Source organism: Bacillus cereus group sp. BfR-BA-01331 (assembly GCF_022663915.1).
Lineage (GTDB): Bacteria > Bacillota > Bacilli > Bacillales > Bacillaceae_G > Bacillus_A > Bacillus_A mycoides.
Map to the genome: position 1 here is coordinate 1 of NZ_JAKUGJ010000036.1, position 23,582 is coordinate 23,582.

Below are 23,582 nucleotides of genomic sequence, written 5' to 3' on the forward strand. Positions count from 1 at the left end.
GCAACCAAATGGTCCCGTGGTGTAGTGGTTAACATGCCTGCCTGTCACGCAGGAGATCGCCGGTTCGACCCCGGTCGGGACCGCCATTTTATATAAAGAAAAGAACGAAACAAGTTGTTTCGTATTTTTTTATTTGTTTTAACAAAAAACTAATAAAGACAGTCAAACTATCCTTAGGAAAACTCCTAAGGACTTTTTTATATATTTAAAACCTGTATAATAAAGAGCAGAGAACATTGTGAGTAAAGTAGGTGAAGTCTGTGAGTAAATATGAAATGACAACAAAATCTTCCGAAGAAACCCAGCGATTATCAGAAAAATTAGGGAGACTTGTAAAGGAAAAAGATGTAATTATTTTAGAAGGTGATCTTGGAGCTGGCAAGACGACTTTTACAAAAGGACTAGCAAAAGGTCTTGGAGTGAAAAGAGTCGTAAATAGTCCTACCTTCAATATTATTAAAGAATATAAAGGAAGATTACCGCTATATCATATGGATGTGTATCGGTTAGCGGAAAGTGAAGAAGATTTAGGATTTGATGAGTATTTCTATGGTGAAGGGATTACAGTAGTAGAATGGGCTCATTTAATAGAAGCATATTTACCGAATGAGAAGTTGCAAATTAGTTTATTCCATGCTGGAGATGATACAAGAAAAATTGTACTCGAGCCAATTGGAGATCGCTATATTAGATTATGTGAGGAGCTATTACAAGATGAAAGTACTAGCAATTGATACTTCAAATTACGTAATGGGTGTATCCCTTATTGAGGAAGGGAACGTGATTGGGGAAATCATTACAAATTTAACAAAAAACCATTCTGTACGTCTTATGCCAGCTGTAGAGAAACTGTTAAAAGAATGCGGTGTAAAACCGAAAGAATTGACTAAAATTGTTGTAGCAGCTGGACCGGGATCATATACAGGTGTTCGTATAGGTGTGACAGCGGCAAAAACATTAGCTTGGTCACTTCAAATACCAATTGTAGGTGTATCAAGTTTGGAAGTGGTGGCTGCAAATGGTACTAATTTTAATGGACTAATTTGTCCTTTATTTGATGGCCGACGTGGTCAAATTTACACGGGGTTATATACATATGAAGGAGAGTGTATAACTTCAATAGAAGAAGACCGAATTATTCTTATTGTTGACTGGTTGCAAATGTTAAAAGATAAAGAACAGCCTGTTTTATTTATTGGTAACGATGTTAAATTGCATAAAGAAACAATTGTAGAATATTTAGGTGATCAAGCTGTATTTGCTCCGTTCACTAAGAATAACCCAAGACCAAGTGAATTAGCATTTTTAGGATTACAAAAAGAAGAACAAGACGTGCATACGTTTGTTCCTAGCTATCTTCGTTTAGCTGAAGCTGAAACAAAATGGTTAGAAAGTCAAAAACAATAGGGGCCTACAGAAGATGGATATGATATTTAGAAAGATGGCACTCGATGATATTGCTCAAATTGTAGCTATTGAAGAAGCATCTTTTTCAACCCCTTGGACTGCAGATGCCTTTCACCGTGAATTAGAGGTGAATGAACATGCACATTATGTCGTGCTAGAAAAAGATGGTCTCGTAATTGGATATTGTGGATTGTGGATAATTATTGATGAATCACATGTAACAAATATAGCTATCCTGCCGGAATACAGAGGTCAAAAGCTAGGGGATGCCTTATTAAAAGAAGTCATTTCCGAAGCGAAAGGGTTAGGAGTAAAAACAATGACACTTGAAGTACGCGTGTCAAATGAAGTAGCAAAGCAGTTATACAGAAAATACGGATTTCAAAATGGTGGGATTCGTAAACGATACTATGCAGACAATCAGGAAGATGGTCTTGTAATGTGGGTGAATATATAATGGAAAAAAATATAATTATACTTGGTATTGAAACAAGCTGTGATGAAACAGCTGTAGCAGTTGTTAAAAATGGAACGGAAATCATTGCGAATGTCGTTGCATCGCAAATTGAAAGTCATAAGCGTTTTGGCGGAGTAGTACCAGAGATTGCATCCCGTCATCATGTAGAAGAAATCACAGTTGTGTTAGAAGAAGCTTTAAAAGAAGCGAATATCACTTTTGAGGATATTGATGCAATTGCTGTAACAGAAGGCCCAGGTTTAGTCGGAGCACTTTTAATAGGTGTAAATGCAGCGAAAGCTGTGGCTTTTGCTCATGATATCCCTCTAGTTGGTGTTCATCATATTGCTGGTCATATTTATGCGAATCGTTTAGTAAAAGAAGTACAATTCCCGTTACTATCGCTTGTTGTATCCGGTGGACATACGGAGCTTGTTTATATGAAAGAACATGGTTCATTTGAAGTGATTGGTGAAACGCGAGATGATGCGGCAGGAGAAGCTTACGATAAAGTAGCTCGTACATTATCAATGCCTTATCCAGGTGGTCCTCATATTGATCGCCTTGCGCATGAAGGAAAACCAACAATTGATTTGCCTCGTGCGTGGCTAGAACCTGATTCGTATGATTTCAGCTTTAGTGGATTGAAATCAGCAGTTATCAACACTGTGCATAACGCAAAACAGCGCGGTATAGAAATTGCACCAGAAGATTTAGCAGCAAGTTTCCAAGAAAGTGTAATAGATGTACTTGTAACGAAAGCGTCTCGTGCAGCAGATGCTTATAATGTAAAACAAGTGCTTCTTGCTGGTGGAGTAGCTGCTAATAAAGGGCTTCGTGCACGTTTAGCAGCAGAATTTGCACAAAAAGAAAATATAGAGCTAATTATTCCTCCTCTATCTTTATGCACAGATAATGCAGCGATGATTGCGGCTGCAGGTACAATTGCATACGAACAAGGAAAACGCGCTACATTAGCTTTAAATGCAAATCCAGGATTAGATATTGAAGCATAGTTATACACAAAATTAACCACAGCCTGTGGATAAAACCCGTATTATCTGTTGATAATATGGTTTTTTTTGTGTACATAAAATGTGCATAACTTTTTATTCAGTTGTGGATAATGTGGAAAAGTTATTTGGAAGTTTATATTATAAAGGTGGATATGTGCATAACCTTGTGGATAACACAGAGGAAGTCTGACCTTTGAATAAATTCTTTTTTGGGAAATAAAAAACAAGGAGATGCCAAAAAAAAATTGAAACATCCTCCACTTATTATATAAGGTGCTACTATTGTCAATCCTTGTCGAATTGGTTATATAATTTTATTTACTATGGTATTGATTCCAAAAAAGAAGATAAAAAGGAGGTCATCTCGTCAAAAAGCCCGACTTATGAGACAGCCTCCTCTTTTAAATTCTCTTATATATGCAGTTCTTCCCATTCTGCCATACAAGCTTCAAGCTGTTCTTGCAGTGTTTGCTTTTTAGTTGTAATTTCACTAGCCTTTTCATAATCTGCATATATTTCTGGTAAGCAAAGCTGATCTTCTAACGTAGCAATTTCTTCTTCTAAGCCTACGATATTTTGTTCCAGTTCTTCAATCTTTCGAGTACGTTGACGCTCTAGCTGTTTACGTTCTTTTTCTTCGAGATAATTTAATTTTTCTTGTGCCACCACTTTTTGAACAGGTACTTCATCTTCTTGCTCTAGTTCCGCACGTTCAATCATTTCGTTTTTCTTTTCAACGTAATAATCGTAATCACCTAAATATTCTTGTGCACCTTCTGTTGATAACTCAACAACGGTTGTCGTTACGCGATTAATAAAGTAGCGGTCATGAGAGACGAATAGAAGAGTACCTGGGTAATCAATTAAAGCATTCTCCAAAATCTCTTTACTATTTAAATCAAGATGGTTTGTTGGCTCATCGAGAATTAATAAATTGGATTTTTGCATCATAAGTTTTGCAAGAGCTAGTCGAGCCTTTTGTCCCCCACTAAGAGAAGATACGGGTTTGAGTACATCATCCCCTGTGAATAAAAAGTTGCCTAGTATAGTGCGAATTTCTTTTTCAGGTTGCAGGGGATATTCATCCCATAATTCATTTAAAACTCGCTTCGAAGATGTTAAGTTGGCTTGTTCTTGATCATAATAACCAACAGATACATTTGACCCGAAAGCAACGTTTCCATGTAATAGCTGTAACTTATTCACAATGGATTTTAATAATGTAGATTTTCCAATTCCGTTCGGCCCAACTAAGGCAACACTGTCACCGCGAGTTAAGCGCATATTTACATGTTCAATAATCGGTTCCTGATAATAGCCAATAGTTGCATCTTTCACTTGTAAAACATCATTTCCACTTTGTTTTTCAATATCGAAGTGGAAGGAAGCTGATTTAGAATCGCCTAATGGTCTAGTTAATACTTCCATTCTGTCTAATTGTTTACGGCGACTTTGAGCGCGTTTTGTCGTAGATGCACGAGCTATATTTTTTTGTACAAAGTCTTCCAGTTTAGAAATTTCATCTTGTTGTTTTTCATAACGCTTCATCTCTTGCTCGTATAGAGCTGATTTTGAATCTAAATATTTACTGTAGTTACCAACAAATCGTCGGCTTTCCTTATTAGAAATTTCGTATACTTGTGTAACGAGTTTATCTAAGAAATAACGGTCATGGGAAACGATTAAAATCGCGCCAGGATAGCCTTGTAAATATTGTTCAAGCCATGTTAGTGTCTCAATGTCCAAATGGTTTGTAGGTTCGTCTAAAATAAGTAAGTCTGGTCTAGTTAATAATAATTTCCCAAGAGCTAATCGAGTCTTTTGTCCACCACTTAATGTGGAAATTTTCGTCTGATGCGTTTCAACTGGGAAGCCAAGACCGCTTAAAATTGAGCGTATATCCGCTTCGTACTGATAGCCGCCTTGATCCTTATAATCTAATTGTAATTGGTCATAATCAGCTAATAATTTCTCATATATAGCCGCATTTGAAAAGTTTTCTTCTTTTCCCATCTCTTGCTCTAGCCTTCGAAGTTTTGTCTCCATCTGCTGCAAGTGTGTAAAGACGGTTAACATTTCATCCCAAATTGTTAAAGACGTTTCGAGTCCAGTATTTTGAGCTAAATACCCCATTGAGACATCTTTCGGTTTTATAATTTCACCACCATCATGAGATAACTCGCCAGCTATTATTTTTAATAATGTAGATTTTCCGGCTCCATTTCGTCCGACTAATGCGATACGATCTTTTGTTTGTACTTCCAATTTTATGTTTGCAAGAATCGTTTCTGCACCGTATAATTTCGAAAGCCCATTCACTTGTAATAATATCAATGTTTTCACCTCAAATAATTTCTTAACTTTGCCATGTTTATATTTCTCAATCATACTAAAAATAGTGTATAGTTTAAAATAAAGAGAGAATACTTCTTCTCTTTATTATACAAGGAAATTCATGAGTACTAAACTTCTGTATTTGATTCGAGTATAAGAATAAAGATAGGAAGAGAGGAGAGGTTATATGGATCAGCAAAAAATTCCACAGGCCACTGCCAAACGATTGCCTCTATACTATCGATTTATCCAAAACTTATCTCTTTCTGGTAAGCAACGTGTTTCATCAGCCGAATTGAGTGAAGCGGTAAAGGTTGATTCCGCAACTATTCGAAGAGATTTTTCATATTTTGGAGCGTTAGGGAAAAAAGGATATGGATATAACGTAAATTATTTATTATCATTTTTCCGTGAAACACTCGACCAAGATGATATAACACGCGTGGCACTTATTGGAGTAGGTAATTTAGGGACCGCTTTCTTACATTATAATTTCACGAAAAACAATAATACAAAAATTGAAATGGCGTTTGATGTTAGTGAAGAGAAAGTTGGAACAGAAATCGGAGGCATTCCTGTATATCATTTGGATGAACTAGAAGAACGTTTATCAACTGATATACAAGTGGCAATATTAACAGTACCCGCTACAGTAGCGCAATCTGTGGCAGATAGATTGGCAGAAACGAACGTGCATGGTATTTTAAATTTCACACCAGCACGCTTAAATGTGTCAGAGAATATAAGAATTCATCACATTGATTTAGCTGTAGAGTTACAAACGCTTGTTTACTTTTTGAAGAATTATCCACAATAAAACGCAGAGGAGATGACCTCTGCGTTTTATTATTGTTTTTTCTTTGTGAATTTAACTAAGATAAGGCGAAGTGCCAAATTAAAATCAATTGTTGCCATAACTGCAAATAGTATTGTCCACATATTCCAGATTGTATCTGTTACGTTCGTAATGGCGAAGCGTGTAAAGATACATCCAAGAAGAAAGTACAATGCAGCCATGAACAATGGTGAGTTTCTCATACTAAAAATCCTCCGATAAAGCCTTGCATTTTTTCAGCTTCTTTAATCATTTCTTGAATTTGCTCATTACTCATAAAAATTTGTCCAATAGCGACTAATGTATTCATTGCCACATGGGCTGCAATAGGAACTATAATTCGTTTCGTTTTTACGTATAAAAAGGCGAATACGAGCCCCATAGAAGTGTATACCAATAAGTGAGTAAAATCAAAATGAATCGCCGCGAATACTAGTGAACTAATGATAGCAGCAACAAAGAAATTAAATCTCTTATAAAGTGTGCCAAATAAAATTTTTCTAAATACGATTTCCTCTAAGATAGGTCCGATTATAGATACAACAATGAGGAACCAAGGTGTCGTTCTTGCAATTTCCATCAGCTTCATTGTATTTTCCGAACCTTGTTTAATTCCTAGTAGACGCATTTCGATCATACCGGCAATTATTTGGGAAGAGAAAGCTAAGAGAATACCGATTATAATCCAACCAACTGTAGCTGGGATCGTAACACGCATTTTATCTAAATGCCTGTCACGAATATCTATTCTAAGTAACCAAAGCACGATGCATAATGCAACAAAGAAGCTAATGATTGCCCAATGTCCCGTTATGATTTGACCTTTTTCCTCCATGGTAAATCCTCTATTATCATAGAGTCCTGTTTTTAGGAGTAGTGGTAAGCCAACAATTCCAGATAACTGCATTAAAATGTATGTAACGATAATCCACCAATATTGTTTCTTCAAATGGTTTAACCATCCTTTCTAACTCTAGTGTATGAGATAAGGTAGGATAACATGTAAATATGCTACCTACGATATAAACTTTCATTTGAATTATATTTTTTTTGTAAATAAGTATTTGAAAATAAAATAGGAGACAGGAAAAAGTTGTACGTTTAGCGAAAACAACTTAGGGTGTCTTTCATATTGTAACATACAAGAAGTGGGAACAACGATTCATATGGTAAAGGCAGTAGAAGAAGTAATGCTATATAGGAAAGTGCATAAAGTAATTTGCGAAAAAATTATGATTTTTTTACTTGCAAAAGAAATTGAGATTATTTATTATTAGAAGTGTGTTAGCACTCGTGTGACTTGAGTGCTAATAAATAAAATTTACATAACAAAATGAGGAGGTTGTTGTTCATGCTAAAGCCATTAGGTGATCGCGTTGTAATTGAACTTGTTCAAGCAGAAGAAAAAACAGCAAGTGGTATTGTATTACCAGAAACTGCAAAAGAAAAACCACAAGAGGGTAAAGTTATTGCAGTAGGTACAGGCCGAGTGCTTGAAAATGGTGAGCGTGTTGCTTTAGAGGTAGCAGCAGGTGATCTTATCATCTTCTCAAAATATGCAGGTACTGAAGTGAAATACGAAGGTACAGACTACTTGATTTTACGTGAAAGTGACATTTTAGCAATTATCGGTTAATTATATACATTTTAAAAATCCAAGGGGGTCAATTATTATGGCAAAAGATATTAAATTTAGTGAAGAAGCACGTCGTTCGATGCTTCGCGGTGTCGACACTCTTGCAAACGCAGTAAAAGTAACGCTTGGACCAAAAGGTCGTAACGTTGTACTTGAGAAAAAATTCGGTTCACCACTTATTACAAATGACGGTGTAACAATCGCAAAAGAAATCGAATTAGAAGATGCATTCGAAAACATGGGTGCGAAATTAGTAGCAGAAGTTGCTAGCAAAACAAACGATGTAGCTGGTGACGGAACGACAACTGCAACTGTATTAGCGCAAGCTATGATTCGTGAAGGTCTTAAAAACGTAACAGCTGGTGCAAACCCAATGGGTCTTCGTAAAGGTATCGAAAAAGCTGTTACTGCTGCAATTGAAGAATTAAAAGCGATTTCTAAACCAATCGAAGGTAAATCTTCTATCGCACAAGTAGCTGCTATTTCTTCGGCTGACGAAGAAGTAGGTCAATTAATCGCTGAAGCAATGGAGCGCGTTGGTAACGACGGCGTTATTACTTTAGAAGAATCTAAAGGATTCACAACAGAATTAGACGTAGTAGAAGGTATGCAATTTGATCGTGGATATGCATCTCCTTACATGATTACTGATTCTGACAAAATGGAAGCAGTTCTTGATAACCCATACATTTTAATTACTGACAAAAAGATTTCTAACATCCAAGAAATCTTACCAGTATTAGAGCAAGTGGTACAACAAGGTAAACCACTTCTTATCATTGCTGAAGATGTAGAAGGCGAAGCGTTAGCTACATTAGTAGTGAACAAACTTCGTGGTACATTCAATGTAGTTGCTGTTAAAGCTCCTGGATTTGGTGACCGTCGTAAAGCAATGCTAGAAGATATCGCAATCTTAACTGGTGGCGAAGTAATAACGGAAGAATTAGGACGTGATTTAAAATCTGCTACAGTTGAATCTTTAGGACGTGCTGGTAAAATTGTTGTAACGAAAGAAAACACAACTGTAGTTGAAGGTATTGGAAATTCACAACAAATCGAAGCTCGCATCGGTCAAATCCGCGCGCAATTAGAAGAAACTACTTCTGAATTCGATCGTGAAAAATTACAAGAGCGTCTTGCTAAACTTGCGGGCGGTGTAGCAGTAATTAAAGTAGGTGCAGCAACTGAAACTGAGTTAAAAGAGCGCAAACTTCGCATTGAAGATGCACTTAACTCAACTCGTGCAGCAGTAGAAGAAGGTATCGTTGCAGGTGGTGGTACTTCACTTATGAACGTATACACAAAAGTAGCTTCTATCGTAGCTGAAGGCGACGAAGCAACAGGTATCAACATCGTACTTCGTGCACTAGAAGAGCCAGTTCGTCAAATCGCAATCAACGCTGGTCTAGAAGGATCTGTAGTTGTAGAGCGTCTAAAAGGCGAAAAAGTAGGCGTTGGTTTCAACGCAGCTACTGGCGAATGGGTTAACATGCTTGAGTCTGGTATCGTAGATCCAGCTAAAGTAACTCGTTCTGCACTTCAAAACGCAGCATCTGTTGCAGCTATGTTCTTAACAACTGAAGCTGTAGTTGCTGACAAGCCAGAACCAAATGCACCAGCAATGCCTGACATGGGCGGCATGGGCATGGGTGGTATGGGCGGAATGATGTAATTCCGTTCTCCCGAAAAACATCCACTTCTATATAGAAGTGGATGTTTTTTTATGTTTTTGAGCGCAGGAAAATAATTTCTGTAGAATTTTGTCGCTTTCTCTCTTGACCATATCGATACTTCATTGTTAGAATCTAGGAAGATAATATAAAACAATCCTTCATATATCCTCGATGATATGGTTTGAGAGTCTCTACCGGGTTACCGTAAACAACCTGACTATGAAGGCAGTGCGTCTTATATTTATAAAGAGCGGAAGACTATCTTTCTTTATAAAGCCAGACCCCTGCCTTTTCTTTGTCATGAGACTAGAGGCGGAGGACTGGCTTTTTTTATTATATTAGTAATGCTTTTCGCCAAATTGGTGAAAATATTTATATACGAGAACTAACGTTGGGGTGATTATTTTGAAGAAGCAGCATGATACAATTATCGTTTTAGATTTTGGGAGTCAGTACAATCAGTTAATAGCACGTCGAATTCGTGAGTTCGGTGTATACAGTGAACTTCATCCACATACAATTACTGCAGAAGAAATTAAAGCAATGAATCCAAAAGGGATTATCTTCTCTGGTGGACCGAATAGTGTATACGGTGAAGGCGCATTACATTGTGATGAAAAAATCTTTGAACTAGGATTACCGATCTTCGGTATTTGTTACGGTATGCAGCTTATGACACAACACTTCGGTGGTAAAGTAGAACGTGCAAACCACCGTGAGTATGGAAAAGCTGTTCTTAAAGTAGAGAACGAATCAAAATTATATGCGAACCTTCCAGAAGAGCAAGTTGTATGGATGAGCCATGGTGACTTAGTAACTGGTTTACCTGAAGGATTCGTAGTAGATGCAACAAGTGAGTCTTGTCCAATTGCTGGTATGAGCAATGAAGCGGAAAACTTATACGGTGTACAATTCCACCCAGAAGTACGTCACTCTGAGCACGGTAACGATTTAATTAAAAACTTCGTATTCGGCGTATGTGGTTGTTCTGAAGGATGGAACATGGAGAACTTTATCGAAGTAGAATTAGAGAAGATCCGTGAAACTGTTGGAGACAAAAAAGTATTATGCGCACTTAGTGGCGGTGTAGACTCTTCTGTTGTAGCAGTATTAATTCATAAGGCAATTGGTGACCAATTAACATGTATTTTCGTGGACCACGGTTTACTTCGTAAAGATGAAGCAGAAGGTGTTATGAAAACATTTAGCGAAGGCTTCCATATGAACGTTATTAAAGTGGATGCACAAGAGCGCTTCATGAACAAGTTAAAAGGTGTAGAAGATCCAGAGCAAAAACGTAAAATCATCGGTAATGAATTCATTTACGTATTTGATGATGAAGCTTCTAAATTACAAGGAATGGACTTCCTAGCGCAAGGTACACTTTATACAGACATCGTTGAAAGTGGTACAGCAACTGCACAAACAATTAAATCTCACCATAACGTTGGTGGACTTCCAGAAGACATGCAGTTCAAATTAATTGAGCCTTTAAACACTTTATTTAAAGACGAAGTACGTGTATTAGGATCAGAACTAGGAATTCCTGATGAAATCGTATGGCGTCAACCGTTCCCAGGTCCAGGACTTGGTATTCGTGTATTAGGTGAAATTACAGAAGAGAAATTAGAAATCGTTCGTGAATCTGATGCAATTTTACGTGAAGAAATTATAAAAGCAGGATTAGACCGCGAAGTTTGGCAATACTTCACTGCGCTTCCTGGTATGCGTAGTGTAGGTGTTATGGGTGACGAGCGTACTTACGATTACACAGTAGGTATCCGTGCAGTAACATCTATCGACGGTATGACAGCTGATTGGGCACGTATCCCTTGGGACGTATTAGAGAAAATCTCTGTACGTATCGTAAACGAAGTAAAACACGTTAACCGTATCGTGTATGATATAACGAGTAAGCCACCAGCAACTATTGAGTGGGAATAAGACATTAAATTAATAATATTTGTGAAGCCTATCTTAAAGCGTTTTTCAACTTGTTAAATGTTTTAAATGCTTGATTTATGATAGTATTCACCACCAAAAGACCCCCCAAGATATATTTCTTGGGGGGTTAATTGATAAGGGTGTATTCAATGATTTTTCTATTAAATTGTGGAATCACCATATTGGTGGTAAAATGACACGTAATAGGATGTTTATTTATAGGAGGCAATTTTATGAGAATGACAATTACATTATCTATTGAAGCAAAAGAGAACTTAACAAAGTTGCAAAAATTGATTAGTGAAGAATCTGGAGGAGGAAAAGTAACTCAAGGCTTTGCTATTGGATATGCACTAAAAAATCAAGTTGAACTAATGGAAAAGAAGAAAAAAGAAGAAAAATAAATATTAAAACAAAGGTTAATCATTTTAGATTAGCCTTTTTATTTTGCTGTACAAAGACATGAAAGGCTAAACTTTTTGAACTTGGGACAAGAAACTCTAAACTACTTAGCCGGTAATGTTCGAGGACTTTTTTTGCAAAGTACGAAAGAGTAGACTGCGAACTTAAAGAAGTTATTTCAGAAGAAGATAAGAACACATCTGGGCTATATTCAAGACATGAAGACTTCATTGAAGAAATGAAAAGTATAAATGAATTAGTTGCTGTATTAAAACAAGCTCTTTAATGAACGTGTTTATCTTTGTAACAAAAATAAATAAAAATTAATATTAGTATAATATGATTTTAAAATTCATGTAATGTTTCCCGCTTATTATTAGAGCAGGGGGTGTTAATATGACTGTAAGCTTGTTTTTTGTTAAACTTATTTCTGCAATTGTAGCGTCTGCATGCGTAGTACCTGCTATTAATGGTATCTTTAGTAAAATTGAAGAATATGTAGGCTAAAGCATCCATAGCGGTGCTTTTTTTGTTATATAGGGTAATATCATATAGGAGTAGAAGCCATGCATATGATAAAAAAGAACAATTCCGGTAGGAATCCTGATTGTTCCTTGAAATGCTTCCTATATTTACAACAAAACCGATTAAAATTAAGATGGTTCAGTTGGAGGAAGGAACCTTATGGTATCTTTTTAGTGAGCTTATTTATATAATTATATTATAAAAATAAACGGATAATAGAAGGGTAAGTGAATATTATAATTAATTTTGAACCATTTAATCCAACAATAAATGACATAGCGATCAAACTTGCTATGGTACTGTTTATACCGTTATTCTTAGCATTGCTTGTCAAAGTCATACTTATGAAATTTATGAGAGAATCGATTGCTGGCAGACTAGCATATCTATCTTGTCTATTTTTTATGTACTATGTATTTAAATTTGTTACAGAGTAGAAAGGCATCTTAGGATGTCTTTTCTTTATAAATAAAAGTTTAAACTTTCTTGTCTTTGTACATTTGCCTTTTTCGAGAGCAAATATTTATTTATAATATTAACTCACCAAAAAATCACGCAAATATATGTTTTTTTGGTGTTGACCAGGTGAACTTAAGGTGATAATATTATTTTAACGCAATTTGGTGCTTGTTTGCGTGATTTAAATTCATGAAGGAGGTATTAATTGAAATGCTTGAAGAAGAGTTTGAAAATTTGTCAGATGAGGAACAACTTGAAGTCATTGATTATTTAGAAGAGTATATGGAGTCTGTAGCTATCGGAAACGGTGATTATCGCATTGGTGATAATGGCGAAATTGTAATTGAAGATTAATTTAAGAGAGAAAGAGGGGATTTGCATGAAAATAAAAGAAGAAAGATTTCAAAAATTAGTAAAAAAACGTTTGGCAAGAACATTAAAGGAAATCGACTTAATTAGTAATCTTTCAACAAATCGTTATGCCTTTACGGAGGAAGAAGCCAATCAAGTGTTAGTAGCATTAAATAATAAAGTAAAGTATGTTGAGGGCTTGTTTAAAAGAAGATTAGACTTAAAAGTAAAAAGAGATACCGAAAACGGAATTGAGTGAGGGGATTTCTCTCTTCCTCATTCTAAATTTGAGAAGAAAGAAGCTAATACATGACAAATTTATTTCGTTTTATAACTCGAACTATTAAAAAGAGAAGTATAAAAGATGATTTTAAACTTGTATCTTATACAGGCGATAAGAATCATATAAACGTCTTATTTTGGATGTGTGTCATTGGATCGTTAATTTCTTTTTGGTTAGTTGTACTGTTAGCTCCTTTATTTCCTACTATCAATGTTTTGGGTCTCTTTTATACAACTACAGATTTTATTTTATTGCCTGTATTAGTTTATCTCTTATTCAAAATTTGGAAATTCTATTATAGGCAGCGTAACAAGCCTTCTAAAATTGCCGGAAAACTTTTGTATTTTATAAAGGCTAATAAGTTGTATGAAACAGAAATGATAGAAAAAAAGGACTCGGAAAATAATATTGAACGTGTAAAAGTTGTGACAAACAGTGCAGTATTTGGTTTTTGTGAGGACGAGGAAACTCTGATTGTACGTGGCTATAAAAATGCTGATGTTTTTAACGATAAGATAAGTTCTCTCGATACAGGACTGAGTGCATTGGTTGGCTCAACCGTTTATAACAAAGTAGATAAAATTTCTTATTGTGATTATTACTTTAGAAAAAAACAAGATGAACGTATAGTGATGGCAAGTGATCAAGGGAAAGCTCATAACGATAGTATTTATATTCCGTTTAACAGTAACCTTACTTGGAATGTATTAAAACAACCTCATCTTCTTCTTGCTGGAGTTACAGGTGGAGGAAAGACAACGTTTTTGAACTACTTAATTATTGAAATGAAAAAAATGCGAGCCACAGTTTATATCTGTGACCCTAAACGCTCGGATTTATCAAGTATTCAACATTTTTGGGGTAAAGAATATGTTGCTAGTGAAACCAATAATATTGCTAGATTAACTCGTGAAGTAAAAGAACAAATGATGGAGAGGTTTGCTATTTACAAAGAAAATCCTGAAAATTTCGTCTACGGGGCTTCATATGTTGACTATGGTTTGGAGCCTATATTTTTAGTTTTTGATGAATTAGGTGCGTTTAGGGCTGGAGCTGATAAGAAAACCTTTGCTGAAACCATGTCAAATCTAACTGAGATCATTCTTAAAGGGCGTGAGATGGGCGTGTTCGTTATTCTATCTACTCAGCAGCCGAACGCTTCTAATATTCCGACTGAGCTTCGAGACAATTTGAGTGTTCGAATTGCGTTAGGAAACATGAGTAATGAAGCTTACAGAATGGTGTTTGGAGATTTAGAAGGATTGGAGACAGTTAGCGGTCAAGGGACAGGGTATATTTTTCTTGATGGATTAGGTTGGAGCAAGCCGAAGTATCTAGAGACTCCATTTCTTGACTATAAGGAATTTAATTTTATTGCAGAATTAAAATATTACAGTTAAACATTTCAATATAACCTCTCGTTTTGCGAGGGTTTCGGTGGCGACTGGGGTCGCCAAACGGAGTGGCAAGAAACGCTCGTGAAACGTGAGGTCCAGTTGAGCGTTCTTTGCTCAACTCTTATAAATAACTAAGATTAGCGAAGCCACCCGTTGAGTAACACGGGTGTAATACCCTCAATGGAAATGATTCAATCGGTTGGGGCCCTAGGTTTGGAAGGTTACTCAAAATCCCGAGAGTTCGGGATTAAAAAATGATAAAAAGGGGTTGGAAACATGGAAAAATTAATTTTAAAATCGTCAAGATTACATTCTTTAAATGACTCGGAAAATGTTGAATTAGGTGATTTTCATTTTGACATTAAACAATTTAAAGTTCCTACAGCAATGTTGGTGCAAAAGGATGGCTTTGCTACTCGAATTGAAAAAGAAAAGAATCTAAATGGTGAGCTAGTTGAAACAGGTAAGTATGCAATAACGTTTAAAGTTTACGATAGACCATTTATTGAGCTTGTATTACAAAATGGTGGTACTGAAATTGGTTCGCCTATTACTGTAGTTATTGAAAAGCAAGATAGTTTACCTATCTTTGATGATTACGAAGATGGTGAATTTATTCCAATTTCTTTTATAGGGCTTAAAGTAAAACCTAAAAAGGTGCAAAAGAAAACATTTGTCGGACAAGGTAAGCCAATGATCGATACATGGCAGTATTCAGAACTCAAAATTGAAGCTGATAGTTACACTATTGGTGAAGTACATGAGTCAAAAGCGAAGTAATCAGTGCTTAATTGATTACCTTCGTTGTTCGATTCCAAATAGTGAGTTACCGGCAGTCGCTGATGGAATATTAGGAATCCCAATCTCTGAATTTTCTTCAGAGATTAAGGGGTCTCCATATCCTACTTACGATATGTGCATTAGCTTTGCGAATATAAAGCTTCATTCCTCACGAAGTCACAGTAGTGTTCTTATAGATATGCCTGGACAAGCGTGTAGACAATATGAAGAACACATGTCGAGGATTGATGGTTGGCATTGGTACAAATTTGTATCAGTTATTTTAGAAATACAAGGTAAAGTATCAAGAATAGATTTGGCTTTAGATATTTTTGATGATGTTACTCCATCTGTAAAAGTGTTGCAGGATTATGTGAAACGAGGGCAGTTAAGTACGAAAAGTCATAAATTTATTGAAATAAATAGTGGTAGGATTCTTGATGGGAAATTGACCGGTTTTACATTGTATATTGGTGCATCTCCGCAAATATTACGAATCTATGATAAAAAACAAGAAAGAAGAGATAATGCAGGTGAAATTGTAAATGTTGAAAAGTGGGTCAGATGGGAACTAGAGCTGACTGGAAATAAAGCAATGCAAGTTGCTCTTCAAATATCGAATGGGAAACCACTTAATACCATAGTTAAAGGTATTTTATCAGCTCATTATTGTTTCAAGACACAACCTAAGGGTGCTAGTGACTTACATAATAAAAATAGACTTCCTACAATGAGATGGTGGCAAAAACTTGTAGATGGTATTGAGGAAATTCCCTTAAAAGTAGAGCGTGAAAAGCTCACTTTAAAGAAAAAGAAAAATTGGGTTGAAAATGCTACGGTAAAATCAATCAGTATGCTCTATGAGTCGTTTAGGCGCGTATATGGTGAAAAATATGCTGATCTTTATTTGAAAGAGTTAATACATATGGGGAAAGAAAAAATCACTGAGTCCGACCAAACATTAATTGAACAACGTATTTTAGAACTTATGAGTGAGGATGAATATTAGCGTGGAAAGGGGTTGTTGTGATGGGTACAACAATATGTAAAGATGATTTAATTAAACTAGGATATAAGAAATATCAAGCTGTTTCACTAATTAGGCAAGCAAAAGCAATCATGGTGCAAAAAGGTTGTCCGTATTATAACAACAAAAGACTGGGGAGAGTACCGAGGGATGTGGTTGAATCCATTTTAGGAGTTTCTCTTATAACAGAAATGAGTAATTCCCAATGACGCAGCAAACAACGAAATACCCTGGTGTATATGTTGATGATAAGGGAAATTTCTTTTATCAATCAGAATTTGGCATTGATCGGATTACAGGAAAACGAATACGAAAAAAAGGAAGAAAAGACGTTAATGGAAAGCCCTTTTCTTCCGCGTTCGAAGCTAACAAAGAGTTAACTCGATTAAAAAGAGAATATCATAAAGTCAATAGTTACGCTAACTATAAAATGACTTACGAGCAATTTATGAATACTGTATATATAGCGTATTATCAAACAGAAGTTGAAGAAAGTACCTTTTCTATTAAGCAAAGAATATTGGAAAAGATAAGAGATAGATTTGCTTCAATTCCTCTCCGTTCTATTTCAGTTGAGGACGTACAAAATTTTCGTACATGGTTATTAACAAGTCAAGAAAATGGAGGAGCAGGGTATTCTCAATCTTATGCGAGTTTAGTTTTTGGAACATTTCGTAAAAGTTTAGATAAAGCTGTTGAAATGCAATACTTAGAATACAATATTTCAAAAAAGGTTAGGGCAATCAACAAAGGAAAAGCTATTGTACCCTATTGGACAAAACAAGAATTTGAAAAAGTGATAAATCAAATTTATATTGGTGATTTTTATGAACACTTAAATTTCGTTATGTTATGGGTTTATTATATGACAGGGATTCGTGTGAATGAAGGAACAGCTTTATATTGGAATGACATTGATTTAACAAAGAAACGTATACGGATTCATCATATGCTTATTATGAAAAACAGAGCGGATTGGAAACGGAATTCATATACGAAAACAGAAGATGGAAAGAGAATAGTAGCACTGGATGATGACACTATCAAAATTTTAAATGACTGGAAAAGTAGGCAAACAGAGATTGGATTAGGTAAGGAAAATGATTTTGTGTTTAGTTATGATGGTCTACCGATGATTAAATCAACGATATCACGAATTATTGAGCGATATTCTAAATTTGCAGGAGTGAAAAAGATACAAGCAAAGGGATTGCGTCATTCTCATGCTTCATATCTTATTAATGAATTTAATGTGTCGGTGCTAGTTTTATCTCAACGTATGGGTCATTCAAGTCCCGAGATTACTTTAAAACATTATGCTCATATGTGGAGTGGTGCTGATATGGCAATTGCTGAGGAGATGTCAGGGAATATAAAAATAGAGACTGCCGAATATACGAAGATAATCTTTAATGGAAATCAAGTTATAAAAAAAAGAAGGGATAAATAAATGGCTACGATATATGCAATTAGCGATATTCACGGTTATTACAATGAAATGATTGATTCGTTGAAAAATGTTGATTTAAAGAATAAAGAAAATAAAATTATCTTCCTAGGTGATTACGTGGATGGAGGAAATGATTCATGTAGGGTTTTATATTACATAAAAGAATTACATGAAAATCATGTGGATCAAGTTATTGTTTTGGTAGGAAATCATGATGAAGTATTCCTTCATTGGTTATATTCCCAAGAGGATGATTTTAAATTGTTATTTCAAGAGCCAGATATATGTACATTTAAAAGTTTCCTTACTGTTGAGGAGTATAGAGAGATTTTTGATACTTTTCAGCCTTTAACCTATTCATATGAAAAAGTAAGTGAGGCATTAAAGGAAGCTATTAAGAAGAAACATGGTGATTTGTTGAAATGGTTACTGAATATTTCTAAACAGCTTCGTTACTTTGAAACAGACCAACAAATATTTGTCCATGCTGGTATTTTAGAAGAAGCCGAAGATTTGTGGAAACATGGTACTCCTAAAGAGTATTTCACACAAAAGTACCCAGCTGAGACAGGATATTTTTATAAAGATATTATTGCAGGGCATATTTCAAGTGTGGAGATAGCAAATAAAAAAGAATATCTTGGAAAGGTTTATTGGGATGGAGAAAGTCATTTTTATATTGATGGTACTGTTGAAAAAAGCGGCAATATTCCGGTTTTGAAATATGATACTGAAAAGAAAAGATATTCAACCTTTGAAAAGGATACTATACATGGGGAATGGAGAGAGGTTTATGTTGACGTATAAAACATATTTAGAAGAAAAAGATAGTTTAACTTTTCAAGAAGCTGAAGAAATTTACTCTCAAATATTACAGTCTGTTAATACCAGCGATAGTGATTTTAAGGAGTTTTGGGAAGATATGATTAAATCTGCTATCGTTTATGCGAATACTCGTGCTGAATGGAGTATACAGACGTTAGAAGAGCGTAGAGACATTGATGATTCCCGAACACATCAACACAATACATTTATGATAAATCTAAAAGTAATTGCAAATTATATGAAACAACAAAATTGGAGTTCGGTGTGGTTTGACGAGTTGGGGACTATTGAAAGTGATAGAAAGAGATTTGGAGATTTTGCTTGTTATTTAGTTTGCATAAATTCGTTGAATGCTCGATAATATGTTTATTCACCACCAATTGCCCCACCAAATAATTAAAAAATAGATGAAGTAGCTATATATCAATACTTATCCCATACCTATTACGATTGAGTGGGAATAGTATTGTAATAAAAAAGATCCATCTATCGTTCATGTATAGATGGATCTTTTTGTTTTTACCCTTAATACGAACGAAAATATAAAAGTTTATAAAAATGTTCGTTTTTAAATTGACAAAACCACCTCCTCGAGTTAATATGAGTATGTAATTCAAACGAAAAGTGAATATTATGCCGTCGTATAATATCGGGGATATGGCCCGAAAGTTTCTACCTAGCTACCGTAAATGGCTTGACTACGAGGCGTTTCTATAAAGATGAGGGGGAACTTGTCTTTATTCATAGAACGCTTCCATGTATATGCAATGGAAGCCTTTTTTATTTTTATAGATAAAAGAGGGCTAGGGTGAAATACGGCGAGTAATCATATAACGGGGGAAACGTAAGATGAAACGCTATTTTCAGTTTGATGAACTCGGCACAAATTATAAAACAGAGTTCATAGCAGGTTTAACGACATTTCTATCTATGGCTTACGTACTATTTGTCAATCCTGCTACGCTGTCGCTTGGAAATGTTAAAGGATTACCGGCGGGTACAGGAATGGATCCAGGTGCAGTATTCGTTGCTACAGCATTAGCAGCGGCGATTGGTTCGTTAATTATGGGGATATTTGCGAAGTATCCGATTGCTTTAGCGCCAGGTATGGGAATAAACGCGTTCTTTGCTTATACAGCGGTGTTAACGATGGGAATTCCGTGGCAAACGGCAATTGCTGGAACATTAATGTCAGGTATTATCTTTATTATTCTTACTGCTTCAGGTATTCGTGAAAAAATCATTAATGCAATTCCAGTAGAGTTAAAGTTTGCAGTAGCGGCGGGTATTGGATTATTCATTGCCTTCCTTGGATTCCAAAACGCTGGAATTATCGTAAAGAATGATGCTGTTCTTGTTGGGTTGGGGGACTTAACAAAGGGCACAACGTTACTAGCAATCTTCGGAGTTGTTACTACAATCATTTTCATGATTAAAAAAATAAATGGTGCAGTTTTCTACGGTATGATCCTTACGGCGATCTTAGGAGTAGCGACTGGATTAATTGATACACCAAAAGCTGTAGTGGGAGCAATACCGAGTCTAGAACCAACGTTCGGGGTAGCATTAACTCACTTTGGAGACATTTTCACTGTTGAAATGGCGATTGTTATTATAACGTTCTTCTTTATTGATTTCTTTGATACAGCAGGTACGCTTGTAGCGGTTGCGAATCAAGCGGGATTAATGAAGAACAATAAATTACCACGTGCAGGTAAAGCGTTATTTGCAGATGCGATTGCAACTGTAATTGGTGCAATTCTAGGTACATCTACTACGACGTCTTACATTGAATCGTCTGCGGGGGTAGCGGCAGGAGGACGTTCTGGATTTACAGCAGTTGTAACAGCAGGATTCTTCTTACTGGCACTATTCTTCTCACCACTATTAAGTGTTGTGACACCAGCTGTAACAGCGCCAGCATTAATTATTGTAGGAATCTTGATGGTTTCATCTTTAGGAGAAATTGATTGGAAGAAATTCGAGATTGCAGTACCAGCGTTCTTTACTATCATTTCAATGCCACTTACGTATAGTATCGCAACAGGAATTGCAATCGGGTTTATCTTCTATCCAATTACAATGGTTGTGAGTGGTCGTCGTAAAGAGATTCATCCAATTATGTATGTTATGGGAGTTTTATTCGTACTATATTTCATCTACGTTCGTAAATAAAAGGGGTTTTTTGAAAGGTCTAGACTTGAGGGGAGTCTAGACCTTTTTTGCGTCTTCAGAAAATCTTAAGGATTTCCGAGCGTTTTTCTTCAGAAGTTTTCTTATAATAGAAGTTAGGGATTAAAAAACTGATGGGAGAGATATTATGGCCGGGGAAACGATACTTGTCGTAGATGATGAAAAAGAAATTAGGAACCTTATTACAATTTATTTAAAGAACGAAGGATATAAAGTACTGCAAGCAGGGGACGGAGAAGAAGGGTTACGTATATTAGAAGAAAATGAAGTGCACTTAGTCGTATTAGATATTATGATGCCGAAAGTAGATGGTATTCATATGTGTATGAAAGTAAGGGAAGCGAAGGAAATGCCGATTATTATGCTTTCGGCAAAAACGCAAGATATGGATAAAATTTTAGGATTAACAACAGGTGCAGATGATTATGTAGCAAAACCGTTTAATCCGTTAGAGTTAATCGCAAGAATTAAATCGCAGCTACGTCGTTATATGAAAATGAATGGCTTTGCTATTCAAAATGAGGACGAGTTAGAAATTGGAGAGATGAAAATAAACATCTCCACTCATACAGTCATTGTGGATGGAGAAGAAGTGAAACTGACCCCGAGGGAATTTTCAATTTTAGAATTACTAGTCCGTAATCCGGGGATGGTCTTTAGTGCGGAACAAATTTATGAAAAGGTTTGGAACGAAAAATCTTTCCAGTCGGATAACACGGTAATGGTTCATATTCGAAAAGTGCGTGAAAAGATTGAGGAGAATCCAAGGAAGCCAATATATATAAAAACAGTATGGGGAGTGGGGTATAAGATTGAAAAAGATATTTAATCCATTTACTTATGTTAGGAAAATTCGAGAATTAATTGGAAAGATAGTGAAGAGTGTGAAACGGAGTATACGAATTCAACTTATTACTGCGTTTACTGCTTGTGCGTTGTTAGGGATTTTGTCAGCGAAGGCAGCAACACCGTTTTTTGAGAATGCGAATCGAGAGGCGACGATCGATTATCGGGTTGGTATGGAACAAATTAATCAACAAGCTCAAAGCGTGGCAAATAGTTCAGTTCATGAAAATAAATTAGAAGCTATATCAACTATGATTGAAATAGAGAATCAAAATTTAGAACAAAACTCTAGAGCTTTAAAAGTGCTGGTCACTGACGAGAGCGGTAAAGTTTTATATAAAACGAAGCAGGCGCAAGAAGAGCAAATTGATTTGCATAATACAATTCGTAATGCATCATCGTTTGCGATTAATTATATGAATGGTAGAAAAGAATTTGAAAGTACGAGAAAAGAATTTATAGCTTTTGCACCTATTACAATAGAAGATAAGAATTTATACATGTTTGTTAGTGGGATTCCAGAAGGTGAAGTAATATATGATACGCAAGAAGGACCGTTTCCGTTTTTCATAGGTGTACTTGTATTTATTTTCTCTTTCTTCTATATAACAAAGAGAAAGATGAAGCAAATTGAAGCGATGGCACAAGGTGTAAAGGAAATAGAAAAAGGAAACTTAGCGTACCGTATTGAGAAGAAAGGTGAAGATGAGATTGCGTCTTTAACTGAGAATATTAATAATATGGCGGAAGAACTTATGAACAATATAGAAAAAGAGCGTACATTAGAAAAACAGAAAAACGAGCTTATTACAAATGTATCTCATGATTTACGGACACCACTTACTTCTATTATGGGATACTTACGATTAATCAGAGACTCTAAATATGAAAATAAAGAGCAATATGATGAATATACTAGAATTGCTTTTGCAAAGTCGGAGCAGTTAAAGAATTTAATAGAAGATTTATTTGAGTATACGAAGTTAACGAATGAACAAGTTGTATTAGAAAAACAGGAAGTGTGTGTAAATGAGTTACTTGATCAATTAATAGAAGAGTTAGTACCACAAGCGGAAGAGCATGGCCTTATGTTTGTTAAGAAGTTTCCTGAGGAACGTGCATATGCGATGATTGATTCGGAAAAGATGGTCCGTGTATTCGACAACTTACTAATGAATGCAATTAAGTATAGTAAAGATGACGGAGAGATAAAAGTTTCTCTTCAAAGGCAGCGCAGGAATATACAAATTGTTATTGCGAATCATAGTGAAGAGTTTACGAGAGAAGAGTTAGGGAACTTGTTTGAACGGTTTTATAAGAAAGATCAATCTAGAAGTAGAGTAACAGAAGGTTCGGGGCTCGGATTAGCTATTGCGAAAAGTATTGTTGAGTTGCAAGGTGGTAGTATTCGAGCTGAGTATGAGGACGGGATCGTTCAGTTCATCGTTTCATTACCAATTATAGAAAAATAATAAATGAATAGAATGTTATAGGATAAAAAGGCTTATTTTAAAAGGAATAAGCCTTTTTATATTTTTTTAGAAAAACATATTGACGATTAGAGTTTAGAGGTGTAATATAAAACAAGTCGCCGATGCAATAACGCAGAACGCGGCAAACAAAATGAAAAACTTAGTTGACATTAACTAACGAAGATGTTAACATAAGGAAGTCGCAAATGAGCGACTAAGTAGTTCTTTGAAAACTGAACGAAACAAACAACGTGAACGTCAATTTTTATT

The 23,582-nt window shown here is 35.6% G+C and carries 26 protein-coding genes, 1 tRNA gene and 2 riboswitches; of the genes, 24 read left to right on the forward strand and 3 right to left on the reverse strand.

The features are described from left to right. Nucleotides 1-10 precede the first annotated feature (10 nt). The 5 genes from MR155_RS28395 (at nucleotide 11) to tsaD (ending at nucleotide 2,880) form a co-directional block, all read left to right on the forward strand. A tRNA-Asp gene (locus MR155_RS28395) sits at nucleotides 11-86 on the forward strand. A 174-nt stretch (nucleotides 87-260) separates the two neighbouring features. Further along, nucleotides 261-734 (forward strand): tRNA (adenosine(37)-N6)-threonylcarbamoyltransferase complex ATPase subunit type 1 TsaE, encoded by a 474-nt coding sequence (gene tsaE, locus MR155_RS28400; RefSeq protein WP_113938562.1) that lies wholly within the window; start codon nucleotides 261-263, stop codon nucleotides 732-734. Further along, the gene (gene tsaB, locus MR155_RS28405; protein ID WP_219300592.1) at nucleotides 715-1,407 is read left to right on the forward strand and encodes a tRNA (adenosine(37)-N6)-threonylcarbamoyltransferase complex dimerization subunit type 1 TsaB; all 693 of its coding nucleotides are present in this window, start codon (nucleotides 715-717) and stop codon (nucleotides 1,405-1,407) included. Before tsaE ends, tsaB begins: the two co-directional genes overlap by 20 nt. A gap of 13 nt (nucleotides 1,408-1,420) precedes the next feature. Beyond that, complete coding sequence (gene rimI / locus MR155_RS28410; RefSeq protein ID WP_219300590.1) at nucleotides 1,421-1,864, forward strand: ribosomal protein S18-alanine N-acetyltransferase; 444 nt, start codon at nucleotides 1,421-1,423, stop codon at nucleotides 1,862-1,864. Next, the gene (tsaD, locus tag MR155_RS28415) at nucleotides 1,864-2,880 is read left to right on the forward strand and encodes a tRNA (adenosine(37)-N6)-threonylcarbamoyltransferase complex transferase subunit TsaD (RefSeq protein ID WP_002029447.1); all 1,017 of its coding nucleotides are present in this window, start codon (nucleotides 1,864-1,866) and stop codon (nucleotides 2,878-2,880) included. The genes rimI and tsaD overlap by 1 nt, the downstream gene beginning before the upstream one ends. 411 nt (nucleotides 2,881-3,291) lie before the next feature. Here tsaD and MR155_RS28420 read toward each other — a convergent pair whose 3' ends face one another. After that, nucleotides 3,292-5,214, reverse strand: a complete 1,923-nt coding sequence (locus MR155_RS28420; protein ID WP_090835618.1) for an ABC-F family ATP-binding cassette domain-containing protein — start codon at nucleotides 5,212-5,214, stop codon at nucleotides 3,292-3,294. A gap of 187 nt (nucleotides 5,215-5,401) precedes the next feature. On the opposite strand from MR155_RS28420, the gene MR155_RS28425 reads away from it, so the two are divergent. Continuing rightward, nucleotides 5,402-6,031, forward strand: a complete 630-nt coding sequence (locus MR155_RS28425) for a redox-sensing transcriptional repressor Rex (protein ID WP_000372704.1) — start codon at nucleotides 5,402-5,404, stop codon at nucleotides 6,029-6,031. 29 nt (nucleotides 6,032-6,060) lie between these two features. Here MR155_RS28425 and MR155_RS28430 read toward each other — a convergent pair whose 3' ends face one another. Both MR155_RS28430 and MR155_RS28435 read right to left on the reverse strand, forming a co-directional pair. After that, the gene (locus tag MR155_RS28430) at nucleotides 6,061-6,252 is read right to left on the reverse strand and encodes a YdiK family protein (RefSeq protein ID WP_001246201.1); all 192 of its coding nucleotides are present in this window, start codon (nucleotides 6,250-6,252) and stop codon (nucleotides 6,061-6,063) included. Then, complete coding sequence (locus MR155_RS28435; protein WP_113938564.1) at nucleotides 6,249-6,998, reverse strand: CPBP family intramembrane glutamic endopeptidase; 750 nt, start codon at nucleotides 6,996-6,998, stop codon at nucleotides 6,249-6,251. Before MR155_RS28435 ends, MR155_RS28430 begins: the two co-directional genes overlap by 4 nt. A 199-nt stretch (nucleotides 6,999-7,197) precedes the next feature. On the opposite strand from MR155_RS28435, the gene MR155_RS31905 reads away from it, so the two are divergent. The 18 genes from MR155_RS31905 (at nucleotide 7,198) to MR155_RS28520 (ending at nucleotide 23,312) form a co-directional block, all read left to right on the forward strand. Further along, on the forward strand, nucleotides 7,198-7,326 hold the full coding sequence (locus MR155_RS31905) for a hypothetical protein (protein WP_277958783.1): 129 nt from the start codon (nucleotides 7,198-7,200) through the stop codon (nucleotides 7,324-7,326). 74 nt (nucleotides 7,327-7,400) lie between these two features. Continuing rightward, nucleotides 7,401-7,685, forward strand: coding sequence for a co-chaperone GroES (groES, locus tag MR155_RS28440; RefSeq protein WP_002009985.1), 285 nt, complete (start codon nucleotides 7,401-7,403; stop codon nucleotides 7,683-7,685). Nucleotides 7,686-7,722: 37 nt separating this feature from the next. Continuing rightward, entirely contained in the window at nucleotides 7,723-9,357 is a 1,635-nt protein-coding gene (gene groL / locus MR155_RS28445) for a chaperonin GroEL (RefSeq protein ID WP_002029451.1), read from the forward strand. Between the two features lie 139 nt (nucleotides 9,358-9,496). Then, nucleotides 9,497-9,598: riboswitch (purine riboswitch) on the forward strand. 165 nt (nucleotides 9,599-9,763) lie between these two features. After that, on the forward strand, nucleotides 9,764-11,302 hold the full coding sequence (gene guaA / locus MR155_RS28450) for a glutamine-hydrolyzing GMP synthase (protein WP_122974556.1): 1,539 nt from the start codon (nucleotides 9,764-9,766) through the stop codon (nucleotides 11,300-11,302). Nucleotides 11,303-11,535: 233 nt separating this feature from the next. Beyond that, nucleotides 11,536-11,706 carry a hypothetical protein gene (locus tag MR155_RS28455; protein ID WP_162837641.1) on the forward strand — a complete coding sequence of 57 codons (171 nt, stop codon included), beginning with the start codon at nucleotides 11,536-11,538 and terminating at the stop codon, nucleotides 11,704-11,706. Between the two features lie 750 nt (nucleotides 11,707-12,456). After that, a complete protein-coding gene (locus MR155_RS32105) occupies nucleotides 12,457-12,666 on the forward strand; it encodes a hypothetical protein (RefSeq protein ID WP_001021331.1) in 210 nt (69 codons plus the stop codon). 211 nt (nucleotides 12,667-12,877) lie between these two features. Further along, a complete protein-coding gene (locus MR155_RS28465) occupies nucleotides 12,878-13,042 on the forward strand; it encodes a hypothetical protein (protein WP_242311765.1) in 165 nt (54 codons plus the stop codon). A gap of 25 nt (nucleotides 13,043-13,067) precedes the next feature. Next, a complete protein-coding gene (locus MR155_RS28470) occupies nucleotides 13,068-13,298 on the forward strand; it encodes a hypothetical protein (RefSeq protein ID WP_000692815.1) in 231 nt (76 codons plus the stop codon). 50 nt (nucleotides 13,299-13,348) lie between these two features. After that, nucleotides 13,349-14,722 carry an FtsK/SpoIIIE domain-containing protein gene (locus tag MR155_RS28475; RefSeq protein ID WP_242311767.1) on the forward strand — a complete coding sequence of 458 codons (1,374 nt, stop codon included), beginning with the start codon at nucleotides 13,349-13,351 and terminating at the stop codon, nucleotides 14,720-14,722. Between the two features lie 273 nt (nucleotides 14,723-14,995). Further along, nucleotides 14,996-15,499 (forward strand): peptidase, encoded by a 504-nt coding sequence (locus MR155_RS28480; RefSeq protein WP_242311769.1) that lies wholly within the window; start codon nucleotides 14,996-14,998, stop codon nucleotides 15,497-15,499. Continuing rightward, nucleotides 15,480-16,508 carry a replication initiation factor domain-containing protein gene (locus MR155_RS28485; protein WP_242311771.1) on the forward strand — a complete coding sequence of 343 codons (1,029 nt, stop codon included), beginning with the start codon at nucleotides 15,480-15,482 and terminating at the stop codon, nucleotides 16,506-16,508. Before MR155_RS28480 ends, MR155_RS28485 begins: the two co-directional genes overlap by 20 nt. Before the next feature lie 20 nt (nucleotides 16,509-16,528). Next, nucleotides 16,529-16,735, forward strand: a complete 207-nt coding sequence (locus MR155_RS28490) for a DUF3173 domain-containing protein (RefSeq protein WP_000537369.1) — start codon at nucleotides 16,529-16,531, stop codon at nucleotides 16,733-16,735. Further along, on the forward strand, nucleotides 16,732-17,976 hold the full coding sequence (locus MR155_RS28495) for a tyrosine-type recombinase/integrase (protein WP_044783856.1): 1,245 nt from the start codon (nucleotides 16,732-16,734) through the stop codon (nucleotides 17,974-17,976). Before MR155_RS28490 ends, MR155_RS28495 begins: the two co-directional genes overlap by 4 nt. Continuing rightward, nucleotides 17,977-18,783, forward strand: a complete 807-nt coding sequence (locus MR155_RS28500) for a metallophosphoesterase (protein ID WP_044783854.1) — start codon at nucleotides 17,977-17,979, stop codon at nucleotides 18,781-18,783. Beyond that, nucleotides 18,770-19,162, forward strand: a complete 393-nt coding sequence (locus tag MR155_RS28505; protein WP_242311776.1) for a hypothetical protein — start codon at nucleotides 18,770-18,772, stop codon at nucleotides 19,160-19,162. The genes MR155_RS28500 and MR155_RS28505 overlap by 14 nt, the downstream gene beginning before the upstream one ends. A 258-nt stretch (nucleotides 19,163-19,420) precedes the next feature. After that, nucleotides 19,421-19,522: riboswitch (purine riboswitch) on the forward strand. Between the two features lie 128 nt (nucleotides 19,523-19,650). Beyond that, nucleotides 19,651-20,976 carry an NCS2 family permease gene (locus tag MR155_RS28510; protein WP_002091603.1) on the forward strand — a complete coding sequence of 442 codons (1,326 nt, stop codon included), beginning with the start codon at nucleotides 19,651-19,653 and terminating at the stop codon, nucleotides 20,974-20,976. Between the two features lie 145 nt (nucleotides 20,977-21,121). After that, nucleotides 21,122-21,823, forward strand: a complete 702-nt coding sequence (locus tag MR155_RS28515) for a response regulator transcription factor (protein ID WP_085308686.1) — start codon at nucleotides 21,122-21,124, stop codon at nucleotides 21,821-21,823. Next, on the forward strand, nucleotides 21,807-23,312 hold the full coding sequence (locus MR155_RS28520) for a sensor histidine kinase (protein WP_242311777.1): 1,506 nt from the start codon (nucleotides 21,807-21,809) through the stop codon (nucleotides 23,310-23,312). The genes MR155_RS28515 and MR155_RS28520 overlap by 17 nt, the downstream gene beginning before the upstream one ends. Nucleotides 23,313-23,582 lie beyond the last annotated feature (270 nt).